The sequence below is a fragment of the Halocola ammonii genome, from assembly GCF_049334165.1.
Classification (GTDB): domain Bacteria; phylum Bacteroidota; class Bacteroidia; order Flavobacteriales_D; family Sanyastnellaceae; genus JBEGHD01.
Genome location: NZ_JBEGHD010000010.1, coordinates 119589 through 136818, shown reverse-complemented (window position 1 = coordinate 136818; position 17230 = coordinate 119589). Strand labels below are relative to the sequence as shown.

Genomic DNA, 17230 nt, shown 5'->3' with positions numbered 1-17230 from the left:
CCGGACGATGCTGAGCATGTCCGGGCTTTCTGTTCTGCTAATTGAGGTCAATTCAACTTTCGTCAAATTGAAAACCTACTACTCTACTTGTGCTTAAAACGCTCGCAGCTGCGAAATTATTTTTTACTTAGCACCCTCATTTAAAGCGACCCAATTCAAACAGGTGACAAACACCCATTTAGCAGCATGAAGTTAAACCTCAAAAGACCTCTGGCATTTTTCGATCTCGAAACAACAGGAACCAACGTAGCAACCGACAGAATTGTGGAGTTGGCCGTGGTGAAAGTGATGCCAGACGGCACCATTCACAGTAAACCCGAAAATCCTGGATCGGAAAATCGAATTCTGATTAATCCAGAAATGCCGATTTCCACGGAGTCGAGTATGGTTCATGGAATTTATGACGAAGACGTGAAAGACGCCCCAACTTTCAAGCAAATCTCAAAGGGGCTATTTAAGTTTTTGCACGACTGCGATTTGGGAGGTTTTAACTCCAACCGATTCGACATTCCGCTCCTGGCAGAAGAATTTTTGCGTGTTGGAATCGACTTCAATGTCAAAGACCGCAACCTTGTGGATGTCCAGGTCATTTTTCACCTGATGGAAAAACGCACACTCGAAGCCGGTTACAAATTTTACTGTGGTAAAGAATTGCCAGATGCCCACGAAGCGCTGCCGGACACGATGGCGACTTACGAGATTTTTAAAGCTATGCTCGAGCGCTATGAAGACACTGAAGTGAAAGACAAAGAAGGAAATGTTGTGAAGCCAGTGGTGAACGACATGGAAAAGATTCACGAATTCTTCCAGCATCACAACAATGCAGACTTGATGGGAAGGCTAGTTTACGATGACGAAGACGAAGTCTGTTTCAACTTTGGAAAGTACAAAGGCAGAAAAGTAAAAGATGTACTCCAGGAGGCTCCGGGTTACTACGGCTGGATGATGCAAGGTGATTTTCCACTCTACACCAAAAAAGTGCTGACTGACGTCCGCAACTCTATGGGATGATGAAAACCATCAGCGTCTGTGTTTCTAACGATCTGACTTTCGATCAGCGAGTAAAGAAAACTTGTGACACTCTTCAGAGCATGGGCTTTGAGATTAAGCTTGTTGGGAGAAAACTGCCCGACAGCAAGCCGATCGATCGTCCGTACAAAACCCACCGCTTTGGGATGCTTTTCAAAAGCGGTGCGCTGTTCTACGCAGCGTTCAACTTCAGATTGTTTTTCCATCTGCTGTTTTCCAATCAGGACATTATTTTGTGTAATGATCTCGACACACTTCCGACCGGTTTTCTGGTGGCCAAACTGAAAGGGAAGGAAATTGTCTACGACAGTCACGAATACTTTACCGAAGCCGAAGGACTCACAGGGCGTCCGTTTCCTAAGAAAGTCTGGAAGACGCTTGAGAAATGGATTTTCCCGAAGCTCCGCCACGTTTACACAGTCAACGAATCGATCGCCAAGATTTATCGCGATGAGTACGATGCCCCTGTGAAAGTAGTTCGAAACATGCCGCCCAAACGAACTGAGCAGATTTCGTCAACCAGAAAAGAACTCGGCTTGCCTGAGGATAAAAAGATTGTTCTGCTTCAGGGAGCATTTATCGATCCGGATCGTGGAGCGAAAGAGATGGCCTTGGCCATGGAGCACCTCGAAGGAGTCTTGTTTTTGATCATCGGTTCTGGCACAGAAAAAGAGACCGTTCGCCAAATTCGCGAAGAGAAAGGCCTTCAGGATAAAATCATGCTGTTGGACAAGCAGCCATTTGAAGTGCTTCAGAAATATACATCGGTTGTCGACCTGGGTATTTCCCTCGACAAACCGGTGCACCTGAATTACAAGTTCAGTTTGCCCAACAAGCTCTTCGATTACATCCAGGCCGGAGTTCCTGTTCTAACTTCTCGACTCAAGGAGCTCGTTCGCGTTCACAACCAATATGATATTGGGATGATGATCGACTCGCACGATCCTCAAGAAATCGCTTTAAAAGTGAAAGAGTGCTTTTCTAACGAAGCTCGCTACAAGCAATGGAAGCAAAATTTGCAGCGTGCTGCCAATGAATTCAATTGGGAAAATGAGTCGAAGCGATTGGAGAGAATCTTTAAATCTTTTTTGTAGTAGACAGCTAAGCTCGTCTTCGTTGCTAACGTCCCTAACTAATAGTGTTTTTCAGTCCTTTAACATTTTAAAGAAGTGGCTCGACAAAATTGTAAGCCTACTTCTTACAGGATGGATAAATAGATCTAATAGTTTTGCTCAATCTGAAGAACTAATGAATATGCGAGCTGAGACAACAGAAAATCTCTTTCGAAGGGTTAGAGAAATTGTTCGGATGGGGACCTGGGAGGTAGACCTGGTCAATGAGACTGTGGAGTGGAGTAACGTGACTCGAAAGATACATGAGGTGGAAGATGACTACACGCCCACTATAGAGAAGGGTATTTTCTTTTACAAGGAAGGCGAAAATCGCGAGAAAATTCGGGAGCTTTTCAATAAGTGCATTACCGAACAGGTTGAATTTGACGTAGACCTGGAGATAATCACAGCAAAGGGCAATTCCGTGTGGGTCAGGTCTATCGGGACCCCGGTTATCGAAAATGGAAAATGCACTAGAGTTTACGGTCTGCTTCAGGACATTACAGAAAGCAAGCAAAACTTAAAGAGGCTAGAGCTGAAAGAGGAGCAGTTTCGCAGAACATTCGACTATTCTGCAATTGGGATGGCACTGGTTTCACTCAAAGGAAACTGGTTGAGAGTCAACAATCAGCTATGCGAAATGCTGGGATACTCCAAAGAGGAATTTTTGGATTTGACATTTCAGGATATTACTCACCCAGATGATCTCAATGCGGATTTAGAGAATGTGAGCAAGATGCTCAAGGGCCAATTAGACTCCTATGAAATGGAGAAGCGATATTTCCACAAGAACGGTGAAATAGTGTGGGCTGTCTTGTCTGTTTCCATGGTGAAAGATGCTGACAACAAACCTCTGCACTTCGTATCGCAAATTACCAACATCAGCGAAAGAAAGAAGGCAGAAATGCAGGAAAAGAAATTGCTGAAAGTCACCAATGAGCAGAATAATCGCCTGCTAAACTTTGCTCACATTGTTTCTCACAACCTCAGGTCACATTCTGGCAACATCAGGTTGCTCATTGACCTGACAAAAGAGCAAGCTCAGGAATGCACTGGAAACGAGTTTTTCCCTTTGTTAGATCAGGCTTCAGAAAATTTGGAAGAAACGATCGTACATCTCAACCAGGTAGCGGTTATGAATCTTTCGGCAAATCAAGAGCTGGAGCCACTCTCGCTGAATTCTTTTATTGCAAAAGCAATAGGGAATGTTAAAGCGCTACTTTACGATTCAGAAGGTGAGTTAGTCGATAAGGCAGAACAAGATTACACCGTTAAGGCAATTCCCGCTTATCTGGAGAGTGTGATTTTAAACTATTTGACCAATAGTATTAAATATCGTTCTGAAGATAGGAAGCTGAGAATTGTTGTTGACACCGACAGAGTAGGTGACTTTATCAAATTATCTGTTTCAGATAATGGACGCGGAATAGATTTGAACCGACACGGGGAAAAACTGTTCGGAATGTACAAGGTGTTTCACAAACACAAGGATGCCCGGGGAATAGGTTTGTTTATAACAAAGAATCAGGTAGAAGCAATGGGCGGTAGAATCGAAGTAGAAAGCGAACCAGGACAGGGAACCACTTTTCATACGTACTTACCTTATGAAAAAGATTGACATAGCATGTATTATAGACGATGACCCGATTTACGTTTTTGGTGCAAAGAGGGTGATGGAGCTGGCAGACTTTTGTAAAAGTTATCTCATTTTTCACAATGGTGAAGATGCCTTAAATCAGCTTTCTGCATTGATCGAGAAAGGGGATCAAGAAGCGTTGCCAGATCTCATTTTGCTAGATCTGAATATGCCGATCATGGACGGTTGGCAATTTTTAGAAGAATTTTCCAGGATCCCGTGTTGTAAGAAAATTACAATATTCATAGTGAGTTCATCGGTCAATCCGTCAGATATTGAAAAAGCAAAAGAATATAGCCAGGTTAGCGATTACCTTATCAAGCCTGTCACTATGCAAAGATTGAAAGAGGTTTTGATGACCTGAGGCATTTACAAGTTCTTGTACATCCATTTCATCCACACCCAAATTTTTTGCAGTAGCATTTGACCAGCGTCAAAATGTTTCTTTTTGACCCGCAGTTCTTCCCGGTAAAGGAACTTTCCGAAATTTTTAGACAATCCTGATGCATCACTTACAGCAATCAGCACTTCGCTGTGAAATGCACGAGCTCCAGACTTGAGAAGGTGAAGGTTGAGATCGTAATCACCCAGAATTTTAAACCTTTTGTCGAAGCGGAAAGAATCGAAACACGACTTGTGATAAAAAACTCCCTGATGGTGGAGCGTGTTGCGCCATTTAAGAGCAGGAGTAAAGCGGTTGTGATACATCTCCGGAATTCGCTTTGTAGGACGGTTTACGTTTTTCACTTTTCCACAAATCAGTTCCGTTTCGGGATTTTGCGAAAGCAATTTTTCTACAACATCGTCAGCCGCCAGCCTGTCATCTGATCCCAAAAAATAGATCCAGTCGCCAGTGGCGTGTTCGAGGCCCTTATTCATGGCATCGTAAACTCCTTCGTCTTCTTCGGAAATAAGAGTGTCGGGATTAAACTCTCTGGCAATAGCTCTCGAGTTGTCAGTCGATTTTCCATCAACTACAATCAGCTCAATATTTTTCCAGGTTTGCGAACGAACGGAATTTAGAGCCCGCGCCAGGGTGCCAGTGGCATTGTAGACAGGAACAATCACGCTCAGTCGCAATTCGCCCATAAGTGTTAGTCTGAAAAGTCCGACAGATGATTCACGGCTTCGGCTTCTACGAGTTTTCCATCGCGACAAATGATGGTCCGCGAAGAGAATTTTTTCATGGTGGAGTAATCGTGAGTGGCCATGAGTACTGCTTTTCCATTCTTGCTGATTTCAAAAAGCAAGTTGAGAATGCCGTCAGTCGTTTTTGGGTCAAGGTTACCTGTCGGCTCATCGGCAAGAATAAGTTCCGGATCGTTGAGCAATGCTCTCGCAATTCCCACTCGCTGCTGCTCACCTCCACTCAACTCGTGCGGCATTTTGTAGCCTTTGGTATCGAGCCCCACTTTCGAAAGCACTTCCTTGATGCGGATTTGTCGTTCCTTTTTTCCTTTCCAGCCGGTTGCTCGCAGCACAAAGTTGAGATTTTCGTTCACCGTTCTGTCAGAGAGCAGTTCAAAATCCTGAAAAACGATTCCGAGTTTTCTACGCAGGTAAGGGATCTTTTTGCGTTTGAGTTTTGGTAGGTCAAAACCGCAAACGCTTCCCTGGCCGTGCTTCAGCGGAAGCTCACCGTAGATTGTTTTGAGCAGGCTACTTTTTCCACTTCCTGTTTTTCCGATGAGGTAAACAAACTCGCCATTCTCGATCGTGAGGTTCACGTTGCTCAAAACGATGTTCTCGTGCTGGGCAATCAGGGCGTCTTTCAGCCAAACCGGTGTTACTTCTTCTTCCGCCATGTGGTGGTGTTGATGAATTGCTTAATGATGGTAAAAGTAAAAAATCACTTACCGATTTTTAGAATGGGAATGAAAAGTACTTAACGGTGGCATGGTGTAAAAGTGTCCGGTGAAAATTCAAAATTTGCAGCTACGGGGTTTTTAACATACTGAAACAAGTTCAGCACAGGTTTCAGAAATTCAGGATTTCATTAAGATCAATTAAGCTTCCTTAATGCACCTTCACTCCTTTGCACCTTCACTCCTTAATGAATCTTCATGTTTTTAGCTTTCCGCTGTTGTAAAGCCTTTCATACAGTAAACTTCCAAAAACGGTCAACCATATTTAGAAACGGACGGCCTTTCGTGATTCCCCAATTACCAGAATTACCTCAATTACCTACTAGGTTCCAGCTTCCCGCTGTAGTAAAGCCCTTAAACGGTCAATCATATTTAGGGATGGACAACCATTCGTAATTCGTAATTGCCAATTCGTAATTCATCCCCGACTATCCCTATTTTTGCCCATGAATTTTAGATAACCCATCATCATGCGACAAATAGTTTCGAACCTCCTTTTCACCATCTTCACTCTGCTGATTATTACCGGCTGCAGTGGCCAACCAGATAATGGTGCTGAAGCACAGGCGCCCACATCTAATTCAATTCAGAAAGCTAAAGACTTCGGTGTGCTTTTTTACAACGTTGAAAACCTGTTCGATACCGAAAACGACCCAGCAATAGATGACGATGAGTTTTTGCCAGAAGGTGAAAAGAAATACACCGAGGAGCGTTTCAGAAAAAAACTGGAAGATCTAAGTCGTGTGATTGCTGAAGGCTCTCCCGGAGATTTGCCAGCAATAATTGGCTTGTGTGAAGTGGAAAACAAATTGGTTGTTCAGCAACTCATCAGTGAATCGAATCTGGCTGGAAGAAATTATAAAATCGTTCACAAGGATTCTCCTGACGGAAGAGGAATAGACGTTGCACTGGTTTACGATGCCGATCTTTTTGAAGTGGCCGCTGAAGATTTCTATACAGTTGAAATTCCTTTTGCCGAAAGACCAGCTACGCGCGACATTCTACATGCTGAACTAAAAAGTGGCGATGAGTCGCTTCACGTTTTTGTAAACCACTGGCCATCGCGCTATGGTGGACAGGAAAAGTCGGAGCCAAAAAGGCTGGCTGCAGCAGAGGCATTGAGAAAAGAAGTGGATCAGATTCGAAAGCAAGACCCAGAAGCCAATATGCTGATGATGGGCGACTTCAATGATTACCCGATCAACAAGAGCGTGGTGGAAGTGATGGAAGCCAACACCGATTCTACTTCGGGACTTTACAACATGATGGCCACTTTGCACGAAGCTGGGCTGGGAACCTACAACTACCGCGGTGAGTGGGGAGCACTCGATCAGTTTTGGGTGTCGAGTTCAATGCTCATGGACGAAGAGAGCTTTAGCACTTCTACCAGTGATGTGGAGATCATAAAAAAAGAGTGGATGCTCTACATCAACGAAGCTGGTGAAGCCTATCCAAGCCGCACTTATGGCGGCCCAAACTACTACGGTGGGTTTAGCGATCACCTACCGATTTACATCAGGCTGGAGCTCAAATAAATCATCTGAACCAGTAAAACTCTGGACTGGAAAACTGGTTGAACTCCACGGCAGGAGCGGGGATTTTCAAGAATCCGAAAACTTCAAAAACTGTCTTCAGAGCCTTGCTGTTTGTTTCAATTTTTGAAAGGTCGATGTCGAGCGAGAGATAGAGCTGACGCTGACGCTGCACTTGAGAAAAACTGTCATCAGCAAGTTGATCTTGTGGCGAACCGTAGATCATTCCATCACCTCCGTAGCCTACTGCAAAATTGAGCCAGCGCGGAAACCGGCTCGACTCTGGAAGAAAAGAGTGGATGTTGATCGAAAACCAGTAGGCCTGACCGTTGTAGTCTTTGATGAATTGTTCGGAAAGCCCGCTGCCGAGTACATTGGGACGTTTAGATGCGTAGCTCGATTGGAGGAAGCTGTACTTCAGTTTTATTCGCTGTTCTCCCCAAAGTTCTTCCTGACCGATGTAAAAACCTGCACCTGCTAGATTCGCCAGTTCATCGCCAACAGAAAATCCCCAGGTAGTTGAGAAACCATCTAAAACTTCAATTCCGGTGAGGTAGATCAGTCCGAAACTGCCACCGAGGTAAAGCGCAGTTTTGTTTTTTATTCCGGCCCACTTCAGCGATTGATAGCCTAAAGATGCCAGGTAGTACGAGGCCATGGCATGCCCGGCTTTGTCCATTTGCAGCCACTGATCGTTGTCGTTGTAAAGGTGAAAATTGGCTTGTCCCTGATCCTTGTACCAAAGTTCATTTAGTGCGAGATAAGAACCGGCAGCAACACTAGTTCCAGTGGTCATCAGGATGGCCCGTCTTTTTTTAAAAATGCCCGTGGAGTCAGCCTCTTTAGGGATTTGACAATCAGCATCTAATGCTTGTAGGAAAAAGAGAAGGAGGCTTGTAAGAAAGGAATGAATCAGCCACGAAGGTGAGGAAAGTCGTTTAAGGTGCCGTCCGATTAACATATATTTACCGAGCTGATTTTTTCAGTGCTACTACAAAAGAGTGAAATCAAAGATAGAAGTTCTTGATGAGGGATAGATTGCTCCGGAAAGACTCCGGCAGAAGGGGGATAAAGTTCTATAGGTTAATGATGACTGTTGCATTGCTGTCAGTGATCGTTGTGCCTCCACTTTTCCTCTATGCCATACCAGGTGCAATAGAATATTGGTGGGATAAAGCGGCCCTGGCTATCCTTTACTTATTGCTCTTGTGTCTCACTTTTGTCAAGAGAGTTTCACCTTCATTCTATCATCTTGCATATTTCTACACAGGTGTGCTCTACACGCTTGTTACCATAGTTAATTTTTCGATCAATAACTTTCGTGTCAGTTATTTCCTTGCACTCATCCTGATCATCTTCACGCTAGGTGTAACGATCAAAAAACGTTCGAATGCCATCATTTATGTAATCATTTCGGTCACCTCAAGCGTTCTGGCGGTTGCCATAATTCATGACGGTACAGAAAAAGTTCAGATGATTTCCTGGCTACTCGTTTTTGGCGCTATGACTTACTTTCTACTCGTGAGCAAAAGTGATGTTTTGAAAAATCTGAAGGCCAGAAGAGAGATTTTGAGAACAGTGGTTTCAAAGACGGAGGAAGCTATTCTTATCACAGATATGAAAGGTTTTGTGATTGATTTCAATCCCCGGGCGGTGGAACTTTTCGGCTATTCTGAAAAAGAACTCGAAGTTGTTGACTTTAACACATTTCGACAGGAGGAGATTTCGGATGAGGAGACTGAAGAAGGAATTGAGCTTTTGCGACAGGATAAATTCTGGAAAGATGAAGTGCCTCTTAAGCGTAAGGACGGAAGTGAGTTTATCGGTTTTGTTTCTATAACACTGGTTAACTTCAACGATGTAGAGTATTTGGTGATTAGGATAATGGATATCACCAAAAACAAAATGGCGGAGCAGGAGCTCATTAAGGCAAAAGAAGAAGCGGAAATGGCTACCAAAGCTAAGTCACTTTTTCTTGCGAGCATGAGTCACGAAATCCGAACACCTATGAATGGTGTGATTGGAATGTCGGACATGCTGATGAGGTCTAACCTCGATGACGAACAACTTGTGCAGGTGCGCACCATTAAGCGAAGTGGAGAAAATCTTATGGTCATCCTAAACGACATCCTCGATTTTTCGAAAATTGAATCGGGAAAGATGTTGATTGAAGCCCACGAATTTGATTTGAGAGAAGCATTGGATGAACTCCACGGGCTTTTTTCACATCAGGCACAAGAAAAGGGGATTGACCTCAAATTTGAAGTAGACGAGAAAATCCCGAATAGGATTTCAGCAGACAGCAACAGATTGCGTCAGGTGATACTCAACCTACTCAGCAATTCGATAAAGTTTACGGAGAATGGAGTCGTGAACCTGAAAGTGAAGAAACACAATGGTTCAAATGGTCAGTGCCAGTTGTTCTTTGAAGTTTCCGACACAGGAATCGGAATTCCACATGAAAAGAGAGCCCACCTCTTTGACGCCTTTACTCAGGTGGATTCTTCAACTACAAGAAAATATGGCGGAACGGGGCTTGGTCTCAGTATCAGCAAGCGCCTGGTAGAATTGATGGGCGGAAAAATAGAAGTGAAAAGTCGTCTGGGAGAAGGCTCTACATTTACGTTTGACATAAAATGCAAAGTAGTGCAAGATCTTAATGTAGAAGAAGAAAAGGAAGTTGTAAGCAAAACTTTTAACAGAGAAAAGATGAAGGGATTGAAAGTGCTTGTAGCAGAGGACAACAAGGTTAATCAACAAGTGATAAGAATGATGCTGGAAAGTGTTGATGTTGATGTGACTATTGTGGAGACAGGTCTGGAAGCAATTTCTGCTACCAAAGAAAAAGACTTCGACTTGATTTTTATGGATGTGCAAATGCCCGAGATGGACGGGCTCGAAGCTACCGAAGCTATTCTCGGTGAAGTCGATCCCAACGCCTACATTGTGGCAATGACAGCCAACGTGCTCAGTGAAGACCGCGACAGGTGTCTCGAAGCTGGTATGGTCGGTTTTCTGGGAAAACCAGTTTTGAATGATACTTTGTTGAAGCGACTGGACGAATTCGTAAGTCGCAAGTCAAAGTACCAAAAGGCCTCATGAAACCTCGATCTGGTTTACTGATAAATCCTTCTCTTGTTTAGTTCTCTTTGATACTCTCTGGCGTAAATCAAATGTTGTGAGTAAGACTTTGAGAAGTTGTGGTATCCGCTGAAATCTGGCTTCGCACAAAAATAATAGTAGTCGTGATTTTCTGCATTCAAAACAGCATCCACATAATTAGGCATTGGGTAGTTGATAGGCCCTGGCGGAAGACCTGCAAATTTGTAAGTATTGTACGGAGAGTCGATTTCCTTGTGCTTGTTTAACACGCGTTTGATGCTAAAATCGCCAAGGGCAAAAATCAGCGTTGGATCTGCCTGTAATGGGATTCCTTTTCTAATACGGTTCAGGTAAACTCCGGCAATTTTTGGTGCTTCGTCTTTTTGTGAGGTTTCAGCCTGAACAATGGACGCGAGCGTAACTACTTCTTCAGGTGTGAACTTGATTGCATCGGCCTTTCTTCTTCTTTCGTCATTCCAAAACCGGTCGTACTCTTTTTTCATTCGTTCTACAAAACTTTCCGGTTTGGTAGTCCAGTACATTTCGTAGCTGTTTGGGATAAACATTGCAGGGTAAGTCTCTTTTTCAAAACCCAATTCCCGCATGAGCTTTCGGTCCTTAAGTACTTCTAGAAAAATAAGAGAGTCGGCTTCCAGGTCATCAGCAATTTTACCGGCCAGTTCTTCCTCAGTCCGAACGTTGTTAAAAGTGACCATCACCGGGTCTTGCTCTCCCAGTCTCAATTTATTTACAATGTCATTGTTCGAAGATCCTTTGGGAATACTGTATCGACCGGGTTTAACTAGCTCCGGGTAAGATTTCAAATCCGCCACCCAGTCGAATGAAGACACATCTTTCAGAACTTTCTCTTCTAGCGAAGCTACAACCTCACCATAGCTCTGGCCCGTATAGATCAAAACCACCTTTTCATTTTCTTCAAAAGATGTGTTCGACATGTAGATTGACTTGTACGCGTAACCACCTGCAATTGCAGCAGCAATAATTAGGATTACAAAAAGAATCTTTAGTGCTTTCATTCACCTGTGTTGATCAACTGATACTGGATTTCATCTTCCCAGCCCGAGGGCGTTTTTACCCAGTCTTTTTTTGTTCCGGTTTGCAAAAATCCACATTTCTCAAACAAATTAATGCTTGCTTCATTGTTTTTTAAGACACCGCAGTAGAGCTGATGTAGAAACAGCGTATTGAAGGCGTAGTCGATTACAAGTCGAAGGGATTCTTCAGCAAAACCTTTTTTCCGTTCAGCAGCGCTCACGATCCAAATTCCAACGCCAGCTTTTTCGTGACGCGCTTCAAAATCGAACAAGTCGATCATTCCCAGTGGCTCACTATCCGATTTCCGACAGATGATGAGTCGAAGCTGCTTGTCTGTGTAAATATCCTGAACGCTTTCGATGTAGTTCTTCAAGACTTGTTTGCTAAATGGGGTGGTAGTGTTGCTTACTCGCCAAATCTCACGATCATTTTCTGCCTGATAGAGAAACTTCAGGTCGGCTGGCTCCAGTGCCCGGAGGTAAACGTTTTCGCCTTTGATCATTCTCAGTAGTTTCCTATTGAAAGTTGCACCAAAGTGCAGGCGTGTTCCACTTCGATCCCCTGGTCAGAAAAATGCTTTTCAAATTCAGGGTTTTGAGTCCCGGGATTAAAAATGATACGCTTTGGACGAAGCTTGTCGATGTAAGCTTTCCAGCTATCCTGATGCTTCGGCCCAACGTAGAGCGTTACTGTGTCCACGTCCTCAATTTCCGGCCGATCTGTCACTATTTCAATTCCGTTGATTTCGCCTTTTCGCAACCCAACTGGAATTACTTCATGGCCATTTTTAGCCAGTTGAATAGTGGCTCTGTGGGCATATCTGTTTGGGTTTGGGCTTGCTCCGATCACTACTGTTTTCTTCATTGCCATTAGCTTTTGTACGTTTTGCTTTGCGAACATCGTGAAATTCTGTGCATTTCACCATGGCCGACATTCAATGTGTTGTTTCACCATTCTAACTAAATAAGGTTGGGTGATGTTTTTTGAGAGCTCTCGCGATTCTTTTGTTCACTCGAAAAGTAGGCAAGGAGACTCATTTTGTTACTTTTGCCGGAAGCAGCGCTTCACGATTTTGCCTTCGCCAAAATGAAAGAGCTAAAAATTTGAGGCGGACTTCGTTTCACACAATTAGAGTGAGATTTAATGAAATCAATGAAATACTTTTTCTGGTTTTTGTGCATTTCAGTTCTGGCATCGAGCTGTGGAGTAAACAGCGACCTGATGTTCAAAACTCCTCGAGGCTACGAGTTTGACCAGGCACCGGTAGATAGCGTTAGCGCAGATTACCAGATTTCTCCCAACGATATTCTTATGCTCAGGGTGTACACCAATAAAGGACACCAGCTCATTGAAATGACTGCAGGTGGATCTGGTGGAAATGCCAATATGACCCGAAGACTTGGTGACATCCAATACATCGTTCGCTCGGATGGTAGTCTCGATTTCCCGGAAATTGGAGAAATTGAGATTGCCGGCTACACACTCAAGGAGGCAAAGAAAATGCTCGAAGAGCGTTATTCTGAATTCTACAATGAACCATACGTTCAGATCGATGTAATGAACAACCGGGTGATCGTTTTCCCAGGTAGTGGAGGTGACGCCATGGTGATCACACTGGAGAACAACAACACCACGGTGATTGAAGCGCTGGCTTTGGCTGGCGGATTGTCGAGCCGCGGAAACGCCAGTAAAATCAAATTGATTAGACGAGGTGGAAAATTACAGGAAGAGGAGATCTTTGAAATGGATCTTTCCACAATCGAGGGAATAGAATACGCGAACATGACGGTGCAGGCAAACGACATTATTTACGTACAACCAGTGCCACAGCTTGCTAGTGAGATTCTGAGAGACGTAGCGCCAATTGTGTCACTAGTCTCCAGTTTAGCTTTGCTCTACACGATCCTCAACCGAGACTTTTAAACTTTAACGACCCTTTGGGGTAACTTTTGCTTTATGAAAATTGAGAAGACAGCCATCAGAGATGTTTTGATCATCGAACCTCGAGTGTTTGCAGACGAACGTGGCTATTTTTTCGAGTCTTTCAATCGAAAGACTTTTGTGGAAAAAACAGGAATGGATATCGACTTTGTGCAAGACAACGAATCGATGTCTGGAGCTCACGTACTTCGCGGTTTGCACTTTCAGGAGCCGCCACATGCGCAAGACAAGTTGGTTCGGGTAGTACAGGGAAGCGTTCTTGACGTTGTTGTCGATTTGCGCCAGGGGTCACCGACTTATGGCAAATTTGAAAAGTGTTTGCTTTCGGCAGAAAACAAGCGCCAGTTTTTTGTACCGAAGGGAATGGCTCACGGCTTTTTGACACTGGAGCCAAACACAATTTTCTCCTACAAGTGCTCAGACTACTACCATCCCGAGACAGAGAATGGAATCGCCTGGAACGATCCTGAAATCGGAATCGACTGGGAAGTAGAAAAGCCGCTTCTCTCTGAGAAAGATCAGCAAGCAATGTCTTTGAGCAAATTTCGTTCTCCCTTTCGCTACTAACTATTAAAATGAAAACACCAGGGTGATGAAGACCTACTTTGCAATTTTGCTTTTCGTACTCTTCGCTCTGGCCGTGGCCACCTATCAAATTCTTCTCAGAAATTTTTTCGATCGTATTAGAGAGGTTCCATCCGGTAGAATCCGAAAGTTTATAAAACTCAGAACTCCGTGGTTCGGAGGGGTAGGAATTATCCTTGTGCTCGTGCTTGGAGCTGTGAGTGGAAGCATTCAGTTCGAACTCCATTTTTTGAATCAATCCCAGTTTTTAATTATTTCAATCCTCACAATCCTGGCTTTTGTCACTGGTTTCCTCATAGACCTGAGAAAGCTCAAACTGAATTTTCTTTTTCTCTTTCAACTACTGTGCGGATTGGCTCTTGCTGTGAGTAGCCTTAAGATTGAAATATCCGAGCTGGACTGGGTGAATTCACTAATTACGGTAATCTGGGTGATGTGGCTGATGAACGCCATTCGGTGGCTCAACAGCATGAACGCGATAGCCACTCTTGTTGCCGCTTTCACCTCAGTCTTTTTTATGCTTCACCTGTCGGTCACAGGTTTTGCCGATTCACTTTCACTTATTTTGCTTGGCTCGCTTTGGGCCAGCCTGATGGCATTTTTGTTTTTCAACTGGTTTCCCGCCAGGCTGGGCCTTGGCGTAAGCGGAAGTCAGCTTGTGGGATTTCTTCTCGCTGTTTTCTCGATCCTGATTTGCTGGAATGGACAGGGAGTGAAAGCCACGACCGGAGGCTACAACGGGCTGGCCGTTGCACTCTACGTGTTTCTTTTGCCTTTGCTCGCCAGCGCATTGGTTTTTGCCAACAGGATGATTTCTAAATATTCACTTAAAGCGAAGAAAAAGGACCAGCTTGCCTGGCAACTCCACTACTTCGGAGTAGAGAAAAACCTGGTGGCATCCATTTTTAGCTTTCTCACCGTTATACACTTTGTGATGGCGGTTTACGCGGCTTACTACATCGGTCAGTGGACAACTATTTTGTCTCTTGTGTTTATCGGATATCCAATCTTCCTATTTTTAACTTTCTTATTGATCGCACGTAAGAATTTACAACGAAAAAAGTACTCTTATTAAATAAAATGAAAACAGCATCCACCTCTCGTTGGGCCTTCCTTTTTGGAGGAGTCCTTGCCATTTCTGGAATCCTTTATTTGTCTAGTTTTTCTGCTGAAGAAAAGCGTGAAGATGACCTCTACAACGACCATGTAAAAAGTAATTATAAAGTTTACAGCCTCTCCACTCCTGAGGAGATGACCTTTGCAGGAGAAGATGTTCCGCTGAATCAAATTGATGTTAAGGAAAAGCTTGATCGCGAGTTGCTGGTAAACACCTACTGGCATTCGAACACTTTCTTGATGCACAAGCGTGCTAACAGATGGTTTCCGGTAATCGAACCAATTTTGAAAGAGAATGGCGTGCCCGAAGATTTTAAGTACCTGTCGCTGATCGAAAGTGGTTTTGAAAATGTGGTTTCTCCAGCAGGAGCTACAGGATTCTGGCAATTTTTGGAATCTACTGGTCGCGAGTACGGACTTGAAATCAACAACGAAGTCGATGAGCGCTACAACGTGGAGAAGTCTACAGCAGCCGCTTGTGAGTATTTGAAAGATGCCTATGAAATTTACGGAGACTGGTCACTGGTGGCTGCTTCCTACAACATGGGTAGAGCGGGAGTGAATCGCCAGTTGGCCCGTCAAAAGGTTGATCGCTACTGGGATTTGCTGCTCAATGCAGAAACAGGACGCTACGTTTACCGCATTCTTGCCGTCAAAGAAATTCTCAACAACTCAGGAAATTATGGTTTCCACCTTCGTCCAAAAGATCTTTATCCTCCCTACGAAACAGTGATTGACACTGTGGACTACTCGGTGGAGAATTTTGCTATCTGGGCCAACGAACGCGGCATTAACTACAAAACACTGAAAACCCTGAATCCCTGGCTGCGTGAGTCTTACCTGAATAACCGCACTGGAAAGGCTTACGAGGTGAAGCTTCCTGAAGACAAATCGAAATGGCTTGGTGAGGTAGAAGAGGAGAAGGTTGAGCCAACAGAGAAAGTGATGCCGAACAACTGAAACTCCGTGTCTGTTCCAGGTGGTGTTGAAACCAATAAAGATTTTTTAGAAGTGGAGAAGATGAAAGTAGAAGTTTGGAGCGATGTGCTTTGCCCTTTTTGCTACCTGGGAAAGCGGAAGTTTGAAATGGCATTGGAAGAGTTCGAGCACAGTGATCAGGTGGAAGTGGTCTGGAAAAGCTTTCAGCTGCAGCCAGGCATCGAAACCGATACGACTGCCAACCTTGCTGAGCACCTTGCAAAGGTGAAAGGTTTCCCGGTAGAACAAGCCAGGAAGATGAACGCTCAGCTGTCTGAAGCAGGAAAGCAAGTCGGGCTGACTTACAATTTCGATGACGTTGTTGTTGCCAATTCTTTCAGGGCACATTGCTTTTTACACTTTGCAAAAAATCACGGAAAGCAAAATGAAGCCAAGGAGTTAATCTTTGAAGCTTATTTCAGAGACGGAAAAAACGTTGATGATGCTGCCGTTCTAAACGAATTGATTTCAGAATTAGGACTCAGTGAAGACGAATGGAAAAGCGCTCAGAACAGTAAAGAACTGGAGCAGGAAGTCCGTCACGACATCTACGAAGCACAGCAAATTGGAGTCTCTGGAGTTCCTTATTTCGTGTTCAATGATAAGTACAGCGTGACGGGAGCCCAGCAACCCGAGACTTTTTTGGGTGCACTCCGCCAATCTTTTGAAGAGTGGCAGACGGTGAAGGAGTAAATCTCAGCTGGTTATCATACTTGATGCTGCAGCTGAAAAAGTAATCTGATTGACATGACACCTACCGAGGAAGTATTTCAGGTCGATTCAAGAAGCTTTGACCGTTATCTGAACTTATTTATGCAAAGAAGAGCGATTATCGCTTGGGTGTTATTCACAGTGATCTTGGTCTTATTCAGTCTTGTAATAATACAGCTTGACAGTAGTTTCCCAGTCTTACTTTTTTCTATTGGAACCTCTTTCATTTTTATCATATCCTTTGTGTGGAGTCAAAAGCGCCTGAAAAAAACACTCCTCAAATTTCGAGATGCAAATTTTAGTGTTGACTCTGAAGGAATCAAAATGACAGGAACACTTTTAAAAGAAAGAAAGATTCCTTTGGAACAGATAGCGTTGGTTGATCAGACTTCAAAAGGTGCCATTATAGTTAAAGGTAACTTTTGGTCTAAAGTGGAATACTATCGACCAAAAGTGAGTGGATCAACATTGGACTCACCTGATCGCATTTTTATTCCGCGTGTGACTGTTAAGTATGAAAATTTGGTGTCAAGAATAAAAATGCACCTTAAGGCTGGTAATTAAATG

The 17230-nt window shown here is 43.8% G+C and carries 18 protein-coding genes; 12 read left to right on the top strand and 6 right to left on the bottom strand.

Annotated elements, in window-relative coordinates; translation table 11 throughout:
- The first annotated feature begins 186 nt into the window (after nt 1–186).
- The 4 genes from ABHV44_RS11575 to ABHV44_RS11560 all read left to right on the top strand — a co-directional run bounded on the left by ABHV44_RS11575 (nt 187) and on the right by ABHV44_RS11560 (nt 4141).
- On the top strand, nt 187–1011 hold the full coding sequence (locus ABHV44_RS11575; RefSeq protein ID WP_459074856.1) for an exonuclease domain-containing protein: 825 nt from the start codon (nt 187–189) through the stop codon (nt 1009–1011).
- Nucleotides 1008–2123: a glycosyltransferase gene (locus tag ABHV44_RS11570; protein ID WP_459074855.1), complete on the top strand. Its 1116-nt coding sequence runs from the start codon at nt 1008–1010 to the stop codon at nt 2121–2123. The genes ABHV44_RS11575 and ABHV44_RS11570 overlap by 4 nt, the downstream gene beginning before the upstream one ends.
- Before the next feature lie 154 nt (nt 2124–2277).
- Complete coding sequence (locus ABHV44_RS11565) at nt 2278–3759, top strand: sensor histidine kinase (RefSeq protein WP_459074854.1); 1482 nt, start codon at nt 2278–2280, stop codon at nt 3757–3759.
- Nucleotides 3746–4141, top strand: coding sequence for a response regulator (locus ABHV44_RS11560; protein WP_459074853.1), 396 nt, complete (start codon nt 3746–3748; stop codon nt 4139–4141). The genes ABHV44_RS11565 and ABHV44_RS11560 overlap by 14 nt, the downstream gene beginning before the upstream one ends.
- Nucleotides 4142–4146: 5 nt before the next feature.
- Here ABHV44_RS11560 and ABHV44_RS11555 read toward each other — a convergent pair whose 3' ends face one another.
- Both ABHV44_RS11555 and ABHV44_RS11550 read right to left on the bottom strand, forming a co-directional pair.
- Nucleotides 4147–4866, bottom strand: a complete 720-nt coding sequence (locus ABHV44_RS11555; protein ID WP_459074852.1) for a glycosyltransferase family 2 protein — start codon at nt 4864–4866, stop codon at nt 4147–4149.
- A gap of 5 nt (nt 4867–4871) precedes the next feature.
- A complete protein-coding gene (locus ABHV44_RS11550) occupies nt 4872–5582 on the bottom strand; it encodes a cell division ATP-binding protein FtsE (protein ID WP_459074851.1) in 711 nt (236 codons plus the stop codon).
- Between the two features lie 530 nt (nt 5583–6112).
- Between ABHV44_RS11550 and ABHV44_RS11545 the strand changes: the two genes are divergently transcribed.
- Complete coding sequence (locus ABHV44_RS11545; protein WP_459074850.1) at nt 6113–7177, top strand: endonuclease/exonuclease/phosphatase family protein; 1065 nt, start codon at nt 6113–6115, stop codon at nt 7175–7177.
- Nucleotide 7178: 1 nt separating this feature from the next.
- On the opposite strand, the gene ABHV44_RS11540 is transcribed toward ABHV44_RS11545, so the two are convergent.
- Complete coding sequence (locus tag ABHV44_RS11540) at nt 7179–7970, bottom strand: DUF2279 domain-containing protein (RefSeq protein WP_459074849.1); 792 nt, start codon at nt 7968–7970, stop codon at nt 7179–7181.
- Nucleotides 7971–8260: 290 nt separating this feature from the next.
- Between ABHV44_RS11540 and ABHV44_RS11535 the strand changes: the two genes are divergently transcribed.
- The gene (locus ABHV44_RS11535) at nt 8261–10276 is read left to right on the top strand and encodes a PAS domain-containing hybrid sensor histidine kinase/response regulator (protein ID WP_459074848.1); all 2016 of its coding nucleotides are present in this window, start codon (nt 8261–8263) and stop codon (nt 10274–10276) included.
- 14 nt (nt 10277–10290) lie between these two features.
- Here ABHV44_RS11535 and mltG read toward each other — a convergent pair whose 3' ends face one another.
- Genes mltG through ABHV44_RS11520 form a run of 3 tightly spaced genes read right to left on the bottom strand, consistent with a single transcriptional unit; the run spans nt 10291 to nt 12196 of the window.
- Nucleotides 10291–11313, bottom strand: a complete 1023-nt coding sequence (gene mltG, locus ABHV44_RS11530) for an endolytic transglycosylase MltG (protein ID WP_459074847.1) — start codon at nt 11311–11313, stop codon at nt 10291–10293.
- Entirely contained in the window at nt 11310–11834 is a 525-nt protein-coding gene (locus ABHV44_RS11525) for a GNAT family N-acetyltransferase (protein WP_459074846.1), read from the bottom strand. Before ABHV44_RS11525 ends, mltG begins: the two co-directional genes overlap by 4 nt.
- Nucleotides 11835–11836: 2 nt before the next feature.
- On the bottom strand, nt 11837–12196 hold the full coding sequence (locus tag ABHV44_RS11520; protein ID WP_459074845.1) for a CoA-binding protein: 360 nt from the start codon (nt 12194–12196) through the stop codon (nt 11837–11839).
- Nucleotides 12197–12484: 288 nt separating this feature from the next.
- On the opposite strand from ABHV44_RS11520, the gene ABHV44_RS11515 reads away from it, so the two are divergent.
- From ABHV44_RS11515 to ABHV44_RS11490, 6 genes are read left to right on the top strand one after another with little or no spacing between them, the layout of a single operon-like run.
- The gene (locus ABHV44_RS11515) at nt 12485–13255 is read left to right on the top strand and encodes a polysaccharide biosynthesis/export family protein (protein ID WP_459074844.1); all 771 of its coding nucleotides are present in this window, start codon (nt 12485–12487) and stop codon (nt 13253–13255) included.
- 33 nt (nt 13256–13288) lie between these two features.
- The gene (gene rfbC / locus ABHV44_RS11510; protein WP_459074843.1) at nt 13289–13840 is read left to right on the top strand and encodes a dTDP-4-dehydrorhamnose 3,5-epimerase; all 552 of its coding nucleotides are present in this window, start codon (nt 13289–13291) and stop codon (nt 13838–13840) included.
- Between the two features lie 25 nt (nt 13841–13865).
- Complete coding sequence (locus ABHV44_RS11505) at nt 13866–14933, top strand: MraY family glycosyltransferase (RefSeq protein WP_459074842.1); 1068 nt, start codon at nt 13866–13868, stop codon at nt 14931–14933.
- A gap of 5 nt (nt 14934–14938) precedes the next feature.
- Complete coding sequence (locus ABHV44_RS11500) at nt 14939–15934, top strand: lytic transglycosylase domain-containing protein (protein WP_459074841.1); 996 nt, start codon at nt 14939–14941, stop codon at nt 15932–15934.
- Nucleotides 15935–15994: 60 nt separating this feature from the next.
- A complete protein-coding gene (locus ABHV44_RS11495) occupies nt 15995–16645 on the top strand; it encodes a DsbA family oxidoreductase (RefSeq protein ID WP_459074840.1) in 651 nt (216 codons plus the stop codon).
- Between the two features lie 54 nt (nt 16646–16699).
- Nucleotides 16700–17227, top strand: a complete 528-nt coding sequence (locus ABHV44_RS11490) for a hypothetical protein (protein WP_459074839.1) — start codon at nt 16700–16702, stop codon at nt 17225–17227.
- The last annotated feature ends 3 nt before the right edge of the window (nt 17228–17230 follow it).

What these genes read in the sequence shown, in the direction of transcription:
- ABHV44_RS11575 (WP_459074856.1), top strand. Translation starts at nt 187, where the DNA reads ATGAAGTTAAACCTCAAAAGACCTCTGGCATTTTTCGATCTCGAAACA.
- ABHV44_RS11570 (WP_459074855.1), top strand. Translation starts at nt 1,008, where the DNA reads ATGATGAAAACCATCAGCGTCTGTGTTTCTAACGATCTGACTTTCGAT.
- ABHV44_RS11565 (WP_459074854.1), top strand. Translation starts at nt 2,278, where the DNA reads ATGAATATGCGAGCTGAGACAACAGAAAATCTCTTTCGAAGGGTTAGA.
- ABHV44_RS11560 (WP_459074853.1), top strand. Translation starts at nt 3,746, where the DNA reads ATGAAAAAGATTGACATAGCATGTATTATAGACGATGACCCGATTTAC.
- ABHV44_RS11555 (WP_459074852.1), bottom strand. Translation starts at nt 4,866, where the DNA reads ATGGGCGAATTGCGACTGAGCGTGATTGTTCCTGTCTACAATGCCACT.
- ABHV44_RS11550 (WP_459074851.1), bottom strand. Translation starts at nt 5,582, where the DNA reads ATGGCGGAAGAAGAAGTAACACCGGTTTGGCTGAAAGACGCCCTGATT.
- ABHV44_RS11545 (WP_459074850.1), top strand. Translation starts at nt 6,113, where the DNA reads ATGCGACAAATAGTTTCGAACCTCCTTTTCACCATCTTCACTCTGCTG.
- ABHV44_RS11540 (WP_459074849.1), bottom strand. Translation starts at nt 7,970, where the DNA reads ATGACCACTGGAACTAGTGTTGCTGCCGGTTCTTATCTCGCACTAAAT.
- ABHV44_RS11535 (WP_459074848.1), top strand. Translation starts at nt 8,261, where the DNA reads ATGATGACTGTTGCATTGCTGTCAGTGATCGTTGTGCCTCCACTTTTC.
- mltG (WP_459074847.1), bottom strand. Translation starts at nt 11,313, where the DNA reads ATGAAAGCACTAAAGATTCTTTTTGTAATCCTAATTATTGCTGCTGCA.
- ABHV44_RS11525 (WP_459074846.1), bottom strand. Translation starts at nt 11,834, where the DNA reads ATGATCAAAGGCGAAAACGTTTACCTCCGGGCACTGGAGCCAGCCGAC.
- ABHV44_RS11520 (WP_459074845.1), bottom strand. Translation starts at nt 12,196, where the DNA reads ATGAAGAAAACAGTAGTGATCGGAGCAAGCCCAAACCCAAACAGATAT.
- ABHV44_RS11515 (WP_459074844.1), top strand. Translation starts at nt 12,485, where the DNA reads ATGAAATACTTTTTCTGGTTTTTGTGCATTTCAGTTCTGGCATCGAGC.
- rfbC (WP_459074843.1), top strand. Translation starts at nt 13,289, where the DNA reads ATGAAAATTGAGAAGACAGCCATCAGAGATGTTTTGATCATCGAACCT.
- ABHV44_RS11505 (WP_459074842.1), top strand. Translation starts at nt 13,866, where the DNA reads ATGAAGACCTACTTTGCAATTTTGCTTTTCGTACTCTTCGCTCTGGCC.
- ABHV44_RS11500 (WP_459074841.1), top strand. Translation starts at nt 14,939, where the DNA reads ATGAAAACAGCATCCACCTCTCGTTGGGCCTTCCTTTTTGGAGGAGTC.
- ABHV44_RS11495 (WP_459074840.1), top strand. Translation starts at nt 15,995, where the DNA reads ATGAAAGTAGAAGTTTGGAGCGATGTGCTTTGCCCTTTTTGCTACCTG.
- ABHV44_RS11490 (WP_459074839.1), top strand. Translation starts at nt 16,700, where the DNA reads ATGACACCTACCGAGGAAGTATTTCAGGTCGATTCAAGAAGCTTTGAC.